Raw genomic sequence first — 16,966 nt, forward strand, 5'->3', positions numbered from 1 at the left:
GGTTAGCGCCCCTTCCGATGCAGGGCGGCACGGATCGCGCCCAGAACCTTCACCCCGAGCCAGTGGCGCGTGGAGGTGTAATCCGTCCCCTCCACCTCCAGCTTCTCGCCTTCCACCTCGACGGTGACGCCGTAGTAGCGCATCGCGGTATTGAAGCCGCGCTTGCGGGTCTGCCCCACCTCCATGGACACCGTGCCGATGGGCTGGCCGTCGAGGCTGACCACCTTGTTCCAGATATCAAGGTCCAGGCGCCGCTTGACCGAGCGCAGATGCAGTCCGTGGGACAGAGGCTTCATGCCGTCCATCGGCTCGCCGGCCGCCACCTGCTGGGCTTGGCCCATCAGCTTCGTCAGCTCATAGGCGGCGCGCTTCGGCACGCACTCCCACATGATGATCGGCTCGCCGGCGGCGCAGGAGATGCAGTGGAGCGCCGCCTGCTGGCCGTAGGCAGCCAGCGGCAGAGCGTCGGCGCCGTGCAACTCGCGCAAGGCCAGCTCATAGGCCCCGTGGATGCTGACCGGCACCACAGACCCAGGTGTCCACCAGGGGGCGCAGCCCGGTTCATATTCGGTGGTCGACGGGGCGATCCAGCCCCGCTCGGTCAGAATGCGCGCCATGGTGGCGAGCGTGGCCGCGGTGGTGATCCGCGGCGAGTCGGTCAGGTTGGCGGCGGCGAACTCGTCGCACATTGCCGCCAACCCCTCGGGTGCCCCCGTCGGGGTGCCCCCACAGGGCTGGACGAGCGGCTTGCCCTCCGTCCCTGCTGTGGTAGAGTGTTTAGACACCATGGATTTCCGTCCCATGCGTTAGTTGATGCCAGCGGCTGCTACCGCTGCATTCAGGGGAAGCGCCCGGCCGCTGCTACGGCTGGGCGCTTTGCTGTTTGGGGGTGTCGAGCGGCGCCCGGCGCTTGCGCGGGGCCGGGGCCGGGTACAGGTCCGGCCGCAGTTGGTAGGCTTTCACCTTTCCACCGGTCGCAGCGACCACAGCGAGCACTCGCCGCTGTGGGCACCGCTCCCATTGGTAGACGGCCTCGGTGGTGATCCCGAGAGCTTCCGCGAGCCGCGTCACGCCGCCCGCTTTGCTTATTGCCATACTAAGTGCTTCGTCTTTCATGCACGCCACGCTAAGCGAAACTTAGCATTGACGTCAAGCCCTCCACGACTTAGCTTAACTAAGCGTTTCTTAGTGGTGGCTCAAATGACTGTCGGTTCTCGCATCAAGCAACTTCGCGAAAAGATGGAACTTTCCCAAGTAGCTTTTGGGAAGTCTCTTGGTGTTACTGGGCCTTCCGTTGCCCAATGGGAAGCAAACCGCACACACCCAAAGCCTGCGCTGATGCGTGATATTGCGCGGCTGGGAGGCGTGTCTTTGCGGTGGCTTATGGAAGGCGTGCGAGTCGTTGATGAACCCGAATACAGCATCCCTGAAGGTGTTGGCGTTACTTTGGTGGGCAGCGGCGAAGACGAAGCGCTGGACACAAATTTTTTGATGGAATGCCAGCGCGCCGTGACCGATCTGTGCCGCGAGATGGGGATCGCCCCCACTTGGACCATCACGGAGGTGGTCAGGGCCGTCTATACCGACGCTGCCACGGGCGCGCGGACGGGCCATGAAAAGCTGACGAATATGGAGACGGTGCTCCGGGTTTACCGCCGGCACCCGGAGCTCCTTGGCGGCGCGTGATCGACGCGATCAACGCTAAGCGGATCGCTAAGCGTTGCTAAGCAGTGTTGACGCAGCGCTAAGCAAAACTTATCGTCGCCCCCGTGAGCATCATCACGGGAGCGCAAAGCATGGCCCACATCCCCACTTCGACCAGCGCCGCAACCGATCCGGAGGCGGTGGTGCAAGAAACGATCAACGGCCTCATCCGGATATTGGCGCGCAAGCTGGCGCGCCGTGACCACGAGGCAGCCCAGCAGGCTCGCGCACAGGCGCAACGGAGTTAGACATGCGGATCGCGATCTACGCTCGGTACAGCAGCGAGAACCAGCACGAGCGGAGCATCGACGATCAGATCCGGCTGTGCCGGGAGCATGCCGCCCGACTCGGCGGCTCGGTGGTGGAGGTCTACGCCGATTACGCCATCAGTGGCGCGCACCTGAAATCCCGCCCCAACGCGATGCGGCTGCTTGAAGACGCCCGCGCCGGGCTGTGCGACGCCATCGTGGCGGAAGCCCTGGACCGCCTGTCGCGCGACCAAGAAGACATCGCCGGCATTCACAAGCGCCTGTCGTTCGCTGGCGTCCAGCTTATCACCGTCTCGGAAGGCGCCATCAGCGAGTTGCACGTCGGCCTCAAGGGCACGATGAACGCCCTCTTCCTCCGCGATCTGGCGCAGAAGGTGCGACGCGGCCAGCAGGGAAGGGCGCTACAGGGGGAGATGGCCGGCGGCCTCTCCTACGGCTACGAGGTCGTGCGCGAGTTCGACGCGAAGGGCGAGCCGATCCGCGGGAAGCGCGTCATCAACGAGGCACAGGCGGAGGTGGTGCGCCGCATCTTCCGGGAGTACGCCGCCGGCAGGGGGCCGCGGTCCATCGTGTCCGACCTCAACCGCGAGGGCATACCGTCGCCGACCGGCAAGGCGTGGCTCGCCAGCGCCATCAACGGGAACAAGGCACGGGGGAACGGCATCCTCTGGAACGCCCTGTATATCGGGAGGCTGGTCTATAACCGGCAGACGTTCGTCAAGGACCCGGAGACAGGTAAGCGCGTCCCGCGCCTGAACCCGCCGGAAAAATGGACGGTGGTGGAGGTGCCGGATCTGCGCATCGTCACGGACGAGGTGTGGCACGCCGTCCAGGCCGTGAAGGAGGAGCACGCCCGGCTTCCTCTGACCGCCCGGCCGCGGGCAAAGCATCTGCTGTCGGGTCTGGTGCGCTGCGCCGTCTGTGGCGGCTCCTATGTGGTGAAGACCCAGGACTATATGGGATGCAGCACACATCGCGAGTCGGGAGCCGGCGCCTGCTCGAACAACCGCACCGTCAAGATCGAGGCGCTGGAGCAGCGCGTGCTGGCGGGCATCAAGGAGAAGCTGATGTCGCCCGCCTCCATCGCGGAGTTCGTGCGCCTCTACCACGCCGAGCGCCAGCAGCTGGAGGCGGCCAGCCGCCGGAAGCGCACGGAGGCGACCACGCGCCTTGCGGACGTGACCAAGCAGATAGAGCGGATCGTCGACGCCATCACCGAGGGCCTGGTGACGCCGAAGCTCAAGACGCGACTGGCCGAGCTGGAGTCGGAGCGCGTTCGGCTCGAACGCGACATTGCGCAGTGCGAGCAGGAGGACACGGTTGTCACCCTCCATCCGTCGGCCGCGAACGGCTATCGGCAGGAAGTCGAGATCTTGGAGCGGGCGCTGGGCGGGGTGGAGTCGGAGCGCATGGAGGCGATCACGCTGCTGCGCCGGATCGTCGACCGGGTAGAGGTGCACCCGCTAAACGGGCGGGGGAAATACGAGCTGCGTCTGGTCGGGCTGATCGCAGAAATGCTAAACCTCCCCAGGCGCAAGCCTGGAGAGGTTTTGCAGGGACATATTACTGTCCAGATGGTAGCAGCGGAGGGATTTGAACCCCCGACCAAGGGATTATGATTCCCGTGCTCCTGCTATCCGAAAGCTCTCCAAAGCACGCCGTAGTGCTATTTATCTAAATAATTCAACGCATTGTCTACTCCATACTTTTCCGCAGTTGCCCGCGACTCTCTTGCTGCTGCTTACTGGGTGCTTACTGGCGGGCAGCAGAGAAGGGGGAAGCATCATGGCGACCAGGCTCACCAAGCGAACCGTCGATGCGGCCCAGCCGGGGACCGGCGACACGTTCATATGGGATAAAGACATCAAGGGGTTCGGCCTCAAGGTGACCGCCAGCGGCGGTAAAGTTTACGTTCTGCAATACCGAAACCGCGAAGGTCAGAGCCGTCGCTACACCATTGGAAAGCACGGCTCCCCATGGACGCCTGAACTTGCCAGAAACGAAGCCGAACGGCTGTTGCGCCGTGTCGCCGAAGGGGAGGATCCGCAGACCGAGAAAAAGGCGGCACGAACACCTGACGCCACGCTCACCGTTGCAGCCGTCTTCGAAACGTTCATGCAGCGGCATGTCAGCCTGACGCGTGTCGAAACGGAGTATCGCGGCGCCTTCAGGAACGAGGTGCTGCCATACTGGGGCAGCCGGGCGATCGACCGCGTCGAACGGCGCGATATCATTGCCATGCTCGATCGGATCGTCGACCGGGGGGTGCCGATGCGGGCCAACCGGGTGTTCGCCTATGTCCGCAAGTTCTTCAACTGGTGCGTTTCCCGCGATCTCATCGCCGCATCGCCCTGCACTGGCGTCCGGCCACCGATGCCGGAACGGGATCGTGACCGGGTATTGTCGGACGATGAAGTGCGGGTGCTCCGACTCGCCGCCGAAACCCTCGACTGGCCGTTCGGTCCCTTCGTGATCCTGCTCCTGCTGACGGCCCAGCGCCTCAACGAGGTGGCGGGAATGCGATGGTCGGAACTCGATCTGGATGCGGCCTTGTGGACGCTGCCGGCTGAGCGGGCAAAGAACGGCCAAGCTCACCACATCCCCCTGTCGCCAGCAGCGGTGGACCTGATCCGTTCTCTGCCGCGGCTGGCTCATTCCGACTTCGTGTTCACCACCACAGGCGCCACCCCGATCTCCGGCTTCAGCCGTGCCAAGAGGCGACTCGACGCCGCCATGCTGAGCGTTCTGCGTAAGGAGGCCGAGGAGCGGGGTGAGTACCCCGACGCAGTTGTCACGCTGTCGGAATGGCGCTTCCACGATATTCGCCGGACCGCGACCACCGGAATGGCCCAGATGGGGATCGCGCCGCATATCGCCGACCGGATTCTCAACCACGTCCAGGGGACCATCCGCGGCGTCGCTGCGGTTTACAATCGGCACACCTATCTGACGGAGCGCCGACAGGTGTTGGAGCTTTGGGCCGAAAGGCTCATCGCCATCAAGGCGCAGGGTGCGAAGCAGGCGGATCGGGTGTGACCCCACTATTCAAAGGACTGTTCCCGCCGGGCGCGTTGTTGCTCGTCCCTGCGTGCGGCATCCGCCGCCTTCGCCAGGGTCCGGTCGGCCTCTACCGCCCAGGCCTTGACGGTAGCATCGGCGTGAGCCAGCAGCGGGCTCAACCGCTTGCGCCGGCTTTCCAGTTCATCGGACAGATTGCCCGACCAGCCGCAGGGCATCAGCGTTGGTTCGAATGCGGAGAGAACGGCGGCCTTGTCGGGGGCGTGGTCGAGCAGGGTCGCCGTGAGGGCAATCGAACCATCGTCTTCCCTGACTTCATCGAAAGCGATGCGCTCGAACGGCCCAATGTGCGCCGCAAGCCGAGGAATGCGCTCAGCTGGATCACCGTTCGCCCACGTCAGAAGCGACTCTTTGGGAATAGCGAGCAGAGGATTGCGAAAAGTCCTGTGGGAGAAACGGTAAGGGTCAGCCGTCGCGTCGTCCCTTTCGTTCCCGACGAACACGTCGAGGAAGGTGCCCGGCTGTAGGGAAGCGAGGGCCAGAGCAGTATCCTGGAAATCATGTACGGTCTGCCAGGACGTCATTATTGCTCCGGCGATGGCCCGGCACAGGCTGCGGGCCGGATCGACGGCATCGGTCCCGGACAGGCACACCTTTACCATCTCGGACAAGCGATAATCGTCGTTGGCGCGGTGATTGCTCACGTCGTAGCGCCTGAGTAACCCACGGCCGGTGTCGGTTTTACAGGATTGCTGGACAGAAGCCGGAAATCGCGGAAACGGCCGGATTACTGCCCAGGATCTCCGGACAAGTGGTGCCAGGATCACTGGACTCGAACCGGGCTCGGCGGACAGGTTCCGTCTTCCAGACCCTCCCGGTATCCTCTTCATGACCGCATTCTCACCGCTGTAGGCTGGTTGGCGGCCCTCTGCAACCGAGGCGGAACGCGGCCACTTCAATTCCGTCCGACAAGAGGCGACCGAAGGATTGCTGGCCGGTGATTGGAAGATCGCAGGACTCCCATAATGATCGGTCGAGTCGCCCTTTCAACCGCCGGGGCAACTCGCGCCGGTGGTGTCCAGCATCGGTTCGGCCCCGGTGGGCAGCACGCGGAAACGGATCAAGGAACAGAAATTCGTGATCCCGGTTCCATACACCTGCTGATCGACCAGCACATTGTACGCCATGGTGCAACCGGCCGTGTCGGGGAACTGCACGGCGGTCTGCGCCTGTTCGCCGAACTTCATGGCGATGGGACGGGTCTTCAACCACTGATTGCCGAACAGAATGTCCACGGAAATCGTTTTCTTTCCGGGGCCGCTGATTTCGTTGGTGATCTTGAATTGGCCGCAGGGGCCGGGCGCGCTCTGAGCCAACGCCGTCCCCGCCAACAGCGACAACATGGCGCCCACGCCCAAGCCACGAAGTATACGCTTCATCGATCTTCCTCCCGAAAAAGCAATTTTGGATTGCTCTGTGCGCCAATCATATAATTTTTGTTGCGCACATTCGATGATCACTATAACCATAACGGGAGAAAAATCCATAAATATCCTCATATACCGAGTCATATGCGCGGAACTATAAATGTGAGGTTGCTTTTGTATTCTAAAAGCAACCTTTCATAATGCCTATAGCCGCGCTCCGGTGCTAAGGGAGGTTTGACCGTGTCCACTCCTGCCACCCCATCATCCTGGAGCAACCCGCTCGGCGGCATCCGCTTCACCTCGACCCCGTTGGGGGAGATGGTGGAGATCGGCGATCCGACCACGACGACGTGGCGCGACCAGCTCATCAAGCTTCTGCACATTGATGCCGCCATCGAACATGGGCTGATGGTGGCCTATCTCTACGCCGCCTATTCGCTGGCGGACGTGGATTTGCCGCCCACCCTCGACGCGGCCACCCGCGACCGCCGCCGCAAGGCCCTGACGGGCTGGCAGGAGGAGGTCCTCGCCATCGCCAAGGAGGAGATGGGCCATCTGGTGATGGTGCAGAATGTGCTGTCGCTGCTGGGGGCGCCGCTGTGCCTGTCGCGGGAGGATTTCCCGTGGGACAGCCAGTTCTACCCGTTCCCGATCAAGCTGGAACCGTTGAGTCGCGGGTCGCTCGCCGCCTATGTCGTGGCGGAAATGCCCAAGGGCTGGCTGGACGGCGTCACCCCGGCGGCGGCGGCCGACACCGGCTCGCCGACCGACGACGCCTATGTCAAGCGGCGGCTGCTGGCCGATCTGATCACCTATCTGGGCTATGCCCCGACGCCGGAAAAGCCCATCGGCGTGAACCGGGTCGGGGCGCTGTTCAACGCGGTTCTCGCCATCATGGAGGATCCCGACCGGCTGCCTGACCGTCACTTCAACGACAACCGTTACGGTTTGCAGGCGCTGGAGGCCGAATGGGCCAAGTACTTCCCGTCGCCGCTCCAGGAACAGGACGCCGTCTACCGCGACAATCCCGAATTGCGGCGCGGCAACCGCACCGGCGACGCCCAGATGATCATCGAACCGCTGGCGACCCGTGACGAAGCGGTGGCGGCCCTGAAGCTGGTGGCGCATCAGGGGGAAAGCCCCGACACGGCGCCCGCCGCCTCCAAGGCCCCGTCGCAAGAGGCGAAATCGCATTTCGAACGCTTCTTCGCCATCTACAAGGAATGGCTGGCCCTGGGGATCGACGCCAACCCGGCGGCCCGTATCCCGGTCAACCCCACCGAGATTCGGGTGGACGAACGGCGGGATCCCGGCCCCTCCACCTACATCGCCGACGCCCGTTCGAACCGCTGGGCCAAGCTGTTCAATCTGCGCTACCGGCTGTTGCTGACCTCGCTCGGCCACACGCTGCAAACCCACCGCCACGCCGATTGCAGCGGAACGCCGGGGTTGCGCGGCACGCTGAACCACATGTGCTTCGGCGAAATGTACAATTTGAAGGCCATCGCCAACATTCTGGTGCGGTCGCCCCGCGACTCCCGCCGGGATCCCAAGCGCGCCGGGCCGCCCTTCCAGATGCCCTACGGCACCCAGCTTCCGGCGGCGGAGCTGGATCGCTGGCTGCTCTACGCCGACATTCTGGAAGCGTCGCAGTCGATCACCGCCTGGCTGCTCGACGGCGACTCCAACCAGGCGGAGCGCGCCTACCTCACCCATCTGAGCGCCATGGACCGCAACACCCTGACGATGGTCAACGGCCTGGTCGCTCGCTTCACTCTGACCAAGGGGGCGGAATGACCTCGCAACCCATAACCATCCAGGGCCTGCGCATTCTGCCGCCCATCGCCTTCGGCCGTCTCGGGTCCTCGGACACGCCGATGGACAATTATTCGGTGCGGCACGATCCGAATGATCCGTTGGGCTACCGCCATCTCGCGGGCGAGGAGACCTTTCTGGTCGATCCGGCGTCGGGGAACATCGTCCGCTCCTACGTTCCCGACACGCTGCGGCTGCGCGACGGCGGGAAGATCCGCCCGGTCTCGCCCTTCCTGGAGGTTTGGGCGATCACGGCGGCCGACCGGATGGAGCCACTGACGACCAGCCTGCTGACCGCCAACGGCCTGACGCCGCAAAGCGTGGTCTGGACCATCCAGGTGAGGAACAGCAAGGTGTTCCGCCGCACGGCCGACCCCAGGGACGACGTGCTGGCGGCGCCGAAGCCGTTCAGCGACCATGCCAATCAGGAGCTGCGCGGCACGGCGGCGAACTTCACCCCGAACAGCGCCATCAGCCTGGGATGGGTCCGCTACATCCGGCCGACGCCGGAGTTCCCGCAAATTCGTCTGCGCTTCACGCCGGGCAAGGGCGGCGTCTATGGCCCGGCGGGGCAGAACGACCCCTCGGTTCCTCTGGCGAACCGGATCTACGCCCCGGCCAAGGGGGTGGGCTGGTACGGCTGGCGCAACCGTGACGCCAACGGCAGGCAGAAAACGCCTGAAACGCTGGGACCGACGCTTTACGCCATCGAGCCGCCGGCCCCGGTCTGGATCAACCAGGGGGACATCGTCAGCCGGGGTTATCTGGACGACACCTGCGACGGCATCGTGACGGTCGGCATCGCCGGCCGACCGACTCTGACGGCCACCGCGCGCATCGCTTCGGCCCCGCACAATTTCGTGCTCGACGCCGGCTTCCCGCGCACCCTGGCCGACGATCTGGAGCAGGCGTTGCTGGGGCCGACCGTCGATCCCAACGAGCCGCACGAGGTGACGTTGCAGCGGACCGAGGAGATCATGCGGCGGGCCTTCGAAACCGTCCGCTTCATGAACGTGCCGGTGCTGAACAACAATCTGGTGAAGGGCCGCCCCAATCTGGCGGACAACATGCCGGTGAACGACGCCATCGACGCCCGTCGCCCCTCCGAACCGGCGGTCGCCACCGAAAACACCGACACGCTGGCGGTGACGCGCCTGCACCAGCAGGTGCTGACCACCATGCGGGCGTCGGTTCCCAGCTGGTTCCTGCGCCTGCTGCGCCAGCCGGAGGAGATCGGCGATCTGACGCCGCTGGGACGGCGCAAGATGCCGGCCCTGATGAGCGGGGCAGAGGGGCGTTACATGACCCTGACCCGCCGCCAGATCAGCTTTTTCCGCAAGGCGGCGGAAAGCGCGCTGTTCCGTCCTGACGGCTCGAAGGATGTCAAGTGATGAGCGACCAGAACAATCGACCCACGATCCTCGACCCGCGGAACCTGTCGGCCCAGCTGCATTACCGGCCGGCAGGGAACCCGCCGCCGGCGACGCTCGAAACCACCATCGGCAACACCTGCCCCGGTCTGGAGTTGGACTTCCGGGCGGCGTGGCGGATGCTGCTGGTCGGCATCACCCTGCTGGAACATGACAATTTGGTCATTGCGACCGACCCCCCCTTCGCCGCGATGAAAGGGCGGCGCCTGCTGCGGATCGAGGGCAAGCCGGTCATCACCAAGGTGATCGGCCCGTCGACCGACCTGACCACAACGGAGCTGCTGACGTCGGAGGACTACCCCGCCGGCGTCATCACCATGGAATGGTCGAACGGCTTCGCCGAGGTTCTGCGCAAAGCCGGCCAAACCGTGCTCTGTGAATTCACCGCCCGCCCGCAGGAGGTGCGGATCTCGTATGAACAGGCGGTGAAGGACCACAACGTCCAAACCATCCCGTTTCAGATCCGGCCGTTCTTCACCGCCAACACGGCGGCGATCGAACCGGCCACGGTTCCCGCCGGGGTGATGACCCAGGGCCTGTGCTCCCCCTGGCAGAACGATTACCGCGAATGCGTCTGCTACTATTGGGCGTCCAGCCGCCCCGATTTCGTGAACGCCGAGGTGACGCCCACCGGCGAGGTGCGCGGCGACAACTGGATGCAGAAGGAACGCACCGGCACGTACGTCATCGACAATTACGAAGACAGCCGGATGATCACCTATGACGACCTGTTCCAGAATTGGGAAGAGGCGCTGAAGTTCCAGCTTGCGGGGCACGATGCCCCCGACGCGATCCCTCTGCCCTTCCCGAAGGACAAGGCATGACCGCACGGCCCCGTTTTTCCCCTGTCATCGCAAGCGCGGCGGACCACTGTCACCCCAACGCCGCCGCGCTGGTGGCGGCGTCGGCTCCGCGGTCGGACGCCCTTCATCTGGTGGGGAGGGACGGGGACGATCATTTGTTCCTGGTCGATGGCAGCCGTCTGTTCCGTATCGATTCCGACCTGAGGATCCGCTTGGAACAGGCGACGGCCAACGGGCGGCTCGCCGGGCTTCTGGCCGAGCTGGGGTTGGACGGGCCGCCCCTGATCGACGACCAGCCGATCGCCGATCCGCCGCTGCACGCGCTGTCGCTGGCGGTCTCGCAGGCGTGCAATCTGGGCTGCGGCTATTGCTATGCCGGTCAGGGCAGCTTCGGCAAGGCGCCGCGCCGGATGCCGCTGGACACCGCCCTGGCGGCGGTCGAACGGCTGGTGAACGGCGCGCCGGAGGGAGGGCGGGTGACCCTGGCCTTCATGGGCGGGGAACCGCTGGTCAACCGGCCGGTGATCCAGGCGGCGACCCGCCACGCCTTTGCCCTGGCGGCGCGACGTGGCGTGCGGGTCAATGGCTCCATCACCACCAACGGCACGCTGGTGACGCCGGAAGACGGCGATTTCTTCGAAGAGTTCGGTTTCGCCGTCACCATCAGCCTGGATGGCCCGGCGGACCAGCACGACCGCTTGCGGCCCTTCAAGGATGGGCGCGGCAGCTTCGACCGCATCATGGCCAATGTCGCCCCGCTGCTGAAGCGTCAGCGGCGGATGCAGGTGTCGGCGCGGGTGACGGTGACGCCGGACAATCTCGATCTGCCCGATACGCTGGACCGCTTCATCGCCGACGGCTTCCATTCAGTGGGATTCTCGCCCCTGCTGCGCGCCTCAGCCGGACGGAATGTGGCCGGACGCAACGAGATGGACGGGGACGCGCTGCTGGTCATGCTGGATCAGATGATCGCCTGCGGGGCGGCGTTCGAGGCGGCGGTGATGGCCGGGCGGCGCTATCCCTTCGCCAATCTGGTGAACGCCCTGCGGGAAATCCATCGCGGCACCCACCGCCCCTACCCCTGCGGAGCCGGGGCCGGCTATCTCGGCGTGTCGGCGGACGGTGATCTCTCGGCCTGCCATCGCTTCGTGGAGGACGAGGCCGGGGCGATGGGCGACCTGACCACCGGAGTCGACGCCGCCCGGCAGGCGGAGTGGCTGCGCGACCGCCATGTCCATCGCCAGGAACCCTGCCGGTCCTGCTGGGCGCGCTATTTGTGCGGCGGCGGCTGCCATCACGAGGTGCTGGGCGGCGGCCGCACCTCCTGCGACTATGTGCGCGGCTGGTTGCATTATTGCCTGGAAGCCTATCTGCGCCTGTCGGACGCCCGCCCGGATTGGTTCGCCGGACCAACTGCCGGATTGCCCCCCGGATTGCCCGACGCGACGGCGGCTCCATGACCATGACCCTGGACGCCGACATCGCCGTGGTGGGAGCCGGTCCGGCAGGGTGTGCGCTCGCCATCCGGCTGACCCAGTTGGGCTGGCGCGTGCTATTGCTGGAGCGCAGCGCTCTGCCCCGGCGGCAGTCCGGCCAATCGCTGACGCCGGGGGTGCGCCTGCAACTGGCGCAGCTTGGGCTGGACGGGTTGCTGCGGCAGTGCGGCGCCCGCCCGGCCCCCCGCTCACGGGTCCGCTGGCAGGGGGTGGAGGCGGAGGACCGAGTCATGGCGCAGGATCCGCCGCTGCTGATCGATCGTGGCCGCTTCGACGGGCTTCTGCGCGGGGCCGCCGCGGGGGTCGGTGTTCGGCTGCTGTGCCCCGCCGTTCTGATCGACCGCCACCCGACCCCCGAGGGCTGGATTCTGGCAATCGGCGACGCCGCGGGCGAACGGCGGGTCTCCGTCGCGACGCTGGTGGACGCGACCGGGCGGGCCGGTCTGCTGGCACGCGCGCGGACAGCCTGCGGACCGGCGACGCTGGCGCTGTACGCCGATTGGCGGGGGCCGGTTTTCCCCGACCTTCCCTGCATCGACACCGGGCCGGAGCATTGGGCCTGGGGCCTGCCGCGCGAGGATGGGTTGTTTTCCACCCTGGTCTTCGTCGATCCCGACGCGATGCCCCGGCGGGCGGGCTTGGAGGCCTTTCTACGCCGCCTGCTTGCGGCCTCGCCCCTGCTGGGGGATTTCGCGGCGGCGACGCCGGTCGGGCCGGTGCGGGCGGTGGACGCCACCGCCTATCGCGCCGATGCGGTGAACGGCCCCGGCTGGATCGCCGTCGGCGACGCGGCGATGGCGCTGGACCCCCTGTCGTCCAGCGGCGTCCAGAAGGCGATCCGCACTGCCCTGGCGGCGGCCATCGTCCTCAACACCCGCCTGCGCCGGCCCGAGGCGGCGGCATTGGCCGACCGTTTCTATGCCGACGACGTACGGGATGGGGCCGAGCAGCACCAGCGCTGGACCGATGGCTTTTTCGCCGCCGTCCGGCAATCGGTCGCCAGCCCCTCGGACGACGCTCCTTTCGGCCGCGGAACCTTCTGGCATCGCCGGTCCGGGAGGATGGCGGCCTTGGCGGCGGCCCCGCCCACCCCGCACTCGGCGGTGCTGTACCCAGACCAGCCGCTCACCCTGGCCCCGACAGCGCGGTTGGCGACGACCAGTTGCCTGGTCGGGGATTTCGTGGAGGAGCGCGTGGCCCTGCACCACCCCGCACTTGGCCGCCCCGTCGCCTGGCTGGCGGGGGTGGAACTGGCTCCGCTAATGTCGGCCCTGCCGGCTGTCACCAACCGACGCGCCCTGATCGCCGACTGGTCGATCACCCTCGGTCCGCAACGGGCGGCCAGTCTGGTCGGCTGGCTGACCGGACACGACATCCTCCAAGCGGCGTGTGCCGAACGGTAAGCGGCATGGGGTGACGCCATAGAACGGGCGAAATTATACGGGCGGAGATATACACCACCCCGTGGGGCACGATCCCAGGAAGCCGTAGGCAGCGATGCAGAAGGTGGCATGGTGGTGGAAGCCCCGCCAGCCGCGGCCCTCGTAATGGCCCAACCCGAATTCCTGCTTGAGTTCCAGGTAATCGCGCTCGATCCGCCAGCGTCCCTTGGCGGTGCCGACCAGATCATCCAGCGACGTGGTGTCCGGCAGGGTCGACAGCCAATACTTGGTCGGCTCGTCTTCGTCCTCGGGCCACTCGACCAGCAGCCATTCGGCCGGCCGGAGTTCGGCGCGTTCATTGTCGCGGTGGGCGGGATGGACCCGGACGGCGGCAAAGCGGGAGGTGAGCGGCGCGTTCGTGCCTTCGCGCCAGGTGACGGTGGGCCAGGCCGCCGGCGCCAATCCCTGGGCCAGGGCCTTCGCCGCGACCGGTTCGTGCCCCGGCCCCCGGCGCAGCAGCTTCGGCGGCCGCCCTGTGCCACTCCAGGGTTTCGGCGGCAACGGAGTCACGCCCGGCGGCCAGAGGCTGGTCGATGACTGGATGCCGGCAACATAGATCAGCCCCAGTGCGCCGATGCCCGCGCGCAGGTCGGTGTCGGTGCCGTAGCCGGCGTCCATCAGCACCACGCCCGGCGGCAGTCCGGCCGCCACCGCCGCGCGGATTTGGTCGAGCGCGATGGCCGGCTTGGTTTGGAAGGCGACAGCATCCGGAATGCCCGCCTTGGCGCGCCGGATCGGATCATTGGCCCAGGTCTCAGGCAGATAAAGCCGGCAGGCAATGGGCAGGCTGGCATGATCGTTGGCCAGCGACAGCGATACGGCGACTTGGCAGTTGTCCTGCTTACCGATCTGGCCGCAGTACTGGCGTGCCACGCCGACCGAGTGGCGGCCCTTCTTGGGCATTCCGGTGTCGTCGATGATCCAGAACCGGAGCGGGCCGCCCTCAAGCAGGGCGGGAAGAACCAGATCGCGGACCGCGTCCAGAACGGCACGATCGTCCCAGGCGGCCTTGGCGACGAAATGATGCAAGGATTGGTGGGCGGCGCCGACCCGGCCCGGGTCTACCCGCGCCGCCATCGGTTCGACGCTCTTGCGTTCGCCCGGCAGCATCAGGCCGGTGCAATAGGCCCGAAACGGTGCCGCGCGGTCGGCGTGGCCGAGCGCTACCGTGAGGCGCTCGACATACGCTGCGAACCGTGATTTTAATACAACTTAAGGTATATAATGGGATCCATACTGCCGCCTTGAGCGAAGTGTGAATCCTCTCGCGACAACAGGCCCTTACCACATTCCACATTTTATGATATTACGTAAACTATTGACCGTGGTGGTCATGTCCGCCGTCTGCTTCCCCGTCGCGCATCGGGATCACGACCGCGCGGCCATGCCGCACACCGCGTTCGGCGATCACCCGTTCGGCCATGCGGCGCACAGCCGCTTCGTCTCCCTTAAGCACCGCCACTTCCATGCAGCTTCCATGGTCCAGGTGGACATGAAGCGTGGTCAGCGTCAGTTCATGATGCTCATGGAAGGTGGTGGTCAGCCGCTTCGACAGTTCGCGTGCCGCATGGTCGTAGACATACACCAGCGCGGCCACGCAGGCGCCCGTCTCCCCCTCCGCCGAGGCGGCCTCCGCCAGTCCGCTGCGGGCGAGGTCGCGGATTGCCTCCGACCGCCCCTGATAGCCGCGCCGTTCGACCAGCCGGTCGATGCCTGCCAGCAGATCGTCGTCCAATGTGACCGTAACCCGTTGCATGTCGTCTCCCCGTACCGGCCGGGACAAGATGCCGCTGCGATGGGAGTATGATGAATCTTGGTAGACATCATACTATGCCAGCCGTATCGTCCCTGCCGTGACCATAGGACCGGACGCTTCCATCGTCCATCCGCAACCGGCGGGTGGGCGAGGACGCATCATGCCACGAACGTGGCCGGGTACCGTGGCGGGCAGAACGGACGGGGTGATGTGATGGCGCAATGGCGGCAGAGACTAGCCGCGACGGTGACGGCCAGCTTTTTTCTGGCGGCGGCGATGGCCGGTGGACAAGCGGCGGCGGCCAGTTCGCAAGGCACGCTGACCTACTCCTGGAGCGCCAATGTCGGGCCGCTTGACCCACACCGTTATTCGCCCAACCAGATGTTCGCGCAGGCCATGGTCTACGAGCCGCTGGTGCACTACCGCGAGGGCGGCACTATCGAGCCGTGGCTGGCCACCGCCTGGACGATCTCGCCGGACGGCCGCACCTACGACTTCACCCTGCGCGAGGGCGTTGTCTTCTCCGACGGCACGCCGTTCGACCCGGCGGCGGTCAAGGCGAACTTCGACGCGGTCCTGTCGGAGCGGTCCAGGCATGACTGGCTGGAACTGATCGGGCAAATCCAATCGGTCGAGGTGCTGGACAGCCGAAGGATCCGTCTGGGCCTGAAGGACCCCTATTATCCGACGTTGCTGGAGCTGGCGCTGATCCGCCCGGTGCGCTTCGCCGCTCCGTCGGTGATCACCGCCGACGGCGTCCGCTCCCCGGTCGGCACCGGCCCCTGGATGCTGACCGAGACGAAGAAGGGCGAATACGACATCTTCACCCGCAATCCGTCCTACTGGGGGCCGAAGCCGGCCTATGAGCGCATCGTCGTCAAGGTCATTCCCGATCCGACATCCCGCGCCGTCGCCTTCGAAACCGGCGAGATCGACCTGATCTATGGCGGCACCGGGCAGATTTCGGCCGACAGCTTCACCCGCTTCAAGGCCCGCGGCACCGGCCGGACCGCGGTGTCGGCGCCGCTGGCCACCCGGACGATGGCGATCAACAGCGGCCGTGCCCCGACCAGCGACGTGGCGGTGCGCCGTGCCATCAACCACGCGGTGAACAAGGACGCCATCGTCGCAAAGCTGCTCTACGGGCTGGAACCACGGGCCGACACGCTGTTCGCCGCGAACTTCCCCTACACCGACCTCGGCCTTGCACCCTACGCCTTCGATCCGGCACGGGCCGCCAAGCTGCTCGACGAGGCCGGATGGACACTGCCGGCCGGTGGAACCGTGCGCAGGCGCGACGGCCAGCCGCTGCGGGTGGAATTGTGCTTCATCGGCAACGATGCGCGGGAGAAGGCGCTCGCGGAAGCGATCCAGGCCAACCTGAAGGCGGTCGGCTTCGACGCCGTTCTGGTCGGCGAGGAGGAGAATGCCATCGAGGCCCGGCAGAAGGACGGCCGCTTCGGCCTGATCTTCGGTGATACCTGGGGAGCCCCTTACGATCCGCATTCCTTCGTGAGCTCGATGCGGGTGCCGGCCCATGCCGATTACCAGGCGCAGCGCGGCCTGCCGATGAAGGCGGAGATCGACGCCAAGATCGGCGCCGTCTTGGTGACGACGGACGAGACGGCACGGCAGGCGCTCTACCGCGACATCCTGACCACCCTGCACGAGCAGGCGGTCTATCTGCCGCTGTCCTACCTGACCGCGATGTCGGTCAGCCGCGGTGTGGACGGGGTGGGCTTCGGTGCCAGCGTCTACGAGATTCCGTTCGGCGCCATGCGTCCGGCACCGTGACGCGGGGGAGCG

General features: G+C 66.0%; 15 protein-coding genes and 1 pseudogene. 10 read left to right on the forward strand and 6 right to left on the reverse strand.

The features are described from left to right. Positions 1-2 precede the first annotated feature (2 nt). Together AZL_RS04605 and AZL_RS04610 are read right to left on the reverse strand one after the other, a co-directional pair. Positions 3-689: a hypothetical protein gene (locus tag AZL_RS04605; protein WP_042442549.1), complete on the reverse strand. Its 687-nt coding sequence runs from the start codon at positions 687-689 to the stop codon at positions 3-5. A 172-nt stretch (positions 690-861) separates the two neighbouring features. Then, a complete protein-coding gene (locus AZL_RS04610; RefSeq protein ID WP_086935385.1) occupies positions 862-1,116 on the reverse strand; it encodes a transcriptional regulator in 255 nt (84 codons plus the stop codon). Between the two features lie 84 nt (positions 1,117-1,200). On the opposite strand from AZL_RS04610, the gene AZL_RS04615 reads away from it, so the two are divergent. The 4 genes from AZL_RS04615 to AZL_RS04625 all read left to right on the forward strand — a co-directional run bounded on the left by AZL_RS04615 (position 1,201) and on the right by AZL_RS04625 (position 5,009). After that, the gene (locus tag AZL_RS04615; protein WP_086935334.1) at positions 1,201-1,686 is read left to right on the forward strand and encodes a helix-turn-helix domain-containing protein; all 486 of its coding nucleotides are present in this window, start codon (positions 1,201-1,203) and stop codon (positions 1,684-1,686) included. A 110-nt stretch (positions 1,687-1,796) separates the two neighbouring features. Beyond that, complete coding sequence (locus tag AZL_RS36235) at positions 1,797-1,952, forward strand: hypothetical protein (RefSeq protein WP_158305963.1); 156 nt, start codon at positions 1,797-1,799, stop codon at positions 1,950-1,952. Positions 1,953-1,954: 2 nt separating this feature from the next. Next, positions 1,955-3,592, forward strand: coding sequence for a recombinase family protein (locus AZL_RS04620; RefSeq protein WP_012973490.1), 1,638 nt, complete (start codon positions 1,955-1,957; stop codon positions 3,590-3,592). A gap of 166 nt (positions 3,593-3,758) precedes the next feature. After that, complete coding sequence (locus AZL_RS04625; protein WP_012973491.1) at positions 3,759-5,009, forward strand: tyrosine-type recombinase/integrase; 1,251 nt, start codon at positions 3,759-3,761, stop codon at positions 5,007-5,009. A gap of 5 nt (positions 5,010-5,014) precedes the next feature. Here the strand turns inward: AZL_RS04625 and AZL_RS04630 are convergent, their stop codons facing one another. Continuing rightward, positions 5,015-5,695, reverse strand: coding sequence for a hypothetical protein (locus tag AZL_RS04630; RefSeq protein WP_148219199.1), 681 nt, complete (start codon positions 5,693-5,695; stop codon positions 5,015-5,017). A 342-nt stretch (positions 5,696-6,037) separates the two neighbouring features. After that, positions 6,038-6,430 carry a hypothetical protein gene (locus tag AZL_RS04635; RefSeq protein WP_148219200.1) on the reverse strand — a complete coding sequence of 131 codons (393 nt, stop codon included), beginning with the start codon at positions 6,428-6,430 and terminating at the stop codon, positions 6,038-6,040. A gap of 228 nt (positions 6,431-6,658) precedes the next feature. On the opposite strand from AZL_RS04635, the gene AZL_RS04640 reads away from it, so the two are divergent. Genes AZL_RS04640 through AZL_RS04660 form a run of 5 tightly spaced genes read left to right on the forward strand, consistent with a single transcriptional unit; the run spans position 6,659 to position 13,365 of the window. After that, entirely contained in the window at positions 6,659-8,215 is a 1,557-nt protein-coding gene (locus tag AZL_RS04640) for a ferritin-like domain-containing protein (protein WP_012973494.1), read from the forward strand. Then, the gene (locus AZL_RS04645; RefSeq protein ID WP_012973495.1) at positions 8,212-9,624 is read left to right on the forward strand and encodes a hypothetical protein; all 1,413 of its coding nucleotides are present in this window, start codon (positions 8,212-8,214) and stop codon (positions 9,622-9,624) included. The genes AZL_RS04640 and AZL_RS04645 overlap by 4 nt, the downstream gene beginning before the upstream one ends. Continuing rightward, on the forward strand, positions 9,624-10,487 hold the full coding sequence (locus tag AZL_RS04650; protein ID WP_042442553.1) for a hypothetical protein: 864 nt from the start codon (positions 9,624-9,626) through the stop codon (positions 10,485-10,487). Before AZL_RS04645 ends, AZL_RS04650 begins: the two co-directional genes overlap by 1 nt. After that, the gene (locus tag AZL_RS04655) at positions 10,484-11,926 is read left to right on the forward strand and encodes a radical SAM/SPASM domain-containing protein (protein ID WP_012973497.1); all 1,443 of its coding nucleotides are present in this window, start codon (positions 10,484-10,486) and stop codon (positions 11,924-11,926) included. Before AZL_RS04650 ends, AZL_RS04655 begins: the two co-directional genes overlap by 4 nt. Next, positions 11,923-13,365 (forward strand): flavin-dependent monooxygenase QhpG, encoded by a 1,443-nt coding sequence (locus AZL_RS04660; RefSeq protein ID WP_247894275.1) that lies wholly within the window; start codon positions 11,923-11,925, stop codon positions 13,363-13,365. The genes AZL_RS04655 and AZL_RS04660 overlap by 4 nt, the downstream gene beginning before the upstream one ends. A 33-nt stretch (positions 13,366-13,398) precedes the next feature. Here AZL_RS04660 and AZL_RS04665 read toward each other — a convergent pair. After that, positions 13,399-14,607: pseudogene (locus AZL_RS04665) on the reverse strand (IS701 family transposase); the annotation flags it as partial. A 112-nt stretch (positions 14,608-14,719) separates the two neighbouring features. After that, positions 14,720-15,160: a nickel-responsive transcriptional regulator NikR gene (gene nikR / locus AZL_RS04670; protein WP_012973500.1), complete on the reverse strand. Its 441-nt coding sequence runs from the start codon at positions 15,158-15,160 to the stop codon at positions 14,720-14,722. 213 nt (positions 15,161-15,373) lie between these two features. Between nikR and nikA the strand changes: the two genes are divergently transcribed. Then, entirely contained in the window at positions 15,374-16,954 is a 1,581-nt protein-coding gene (gene nikA / locus AZL_RS04675) for a nickel ABC transporter substrate-binding protein (RefSeq protein ID WP_052293629.1), read from the forward strand. Positions 16,955-16,966: the final 12 nt, after the last annotated feature.

It is taken from the genome of Azospirillum sp. B510 (assembly GCF_000010725.1).
GTDB lineage: Bacteria > Pseudomonadota > Alphaproteobacteria > Azospirillales > Azospirillaceae > Azospirillum > Azospirillum lipoferum_B.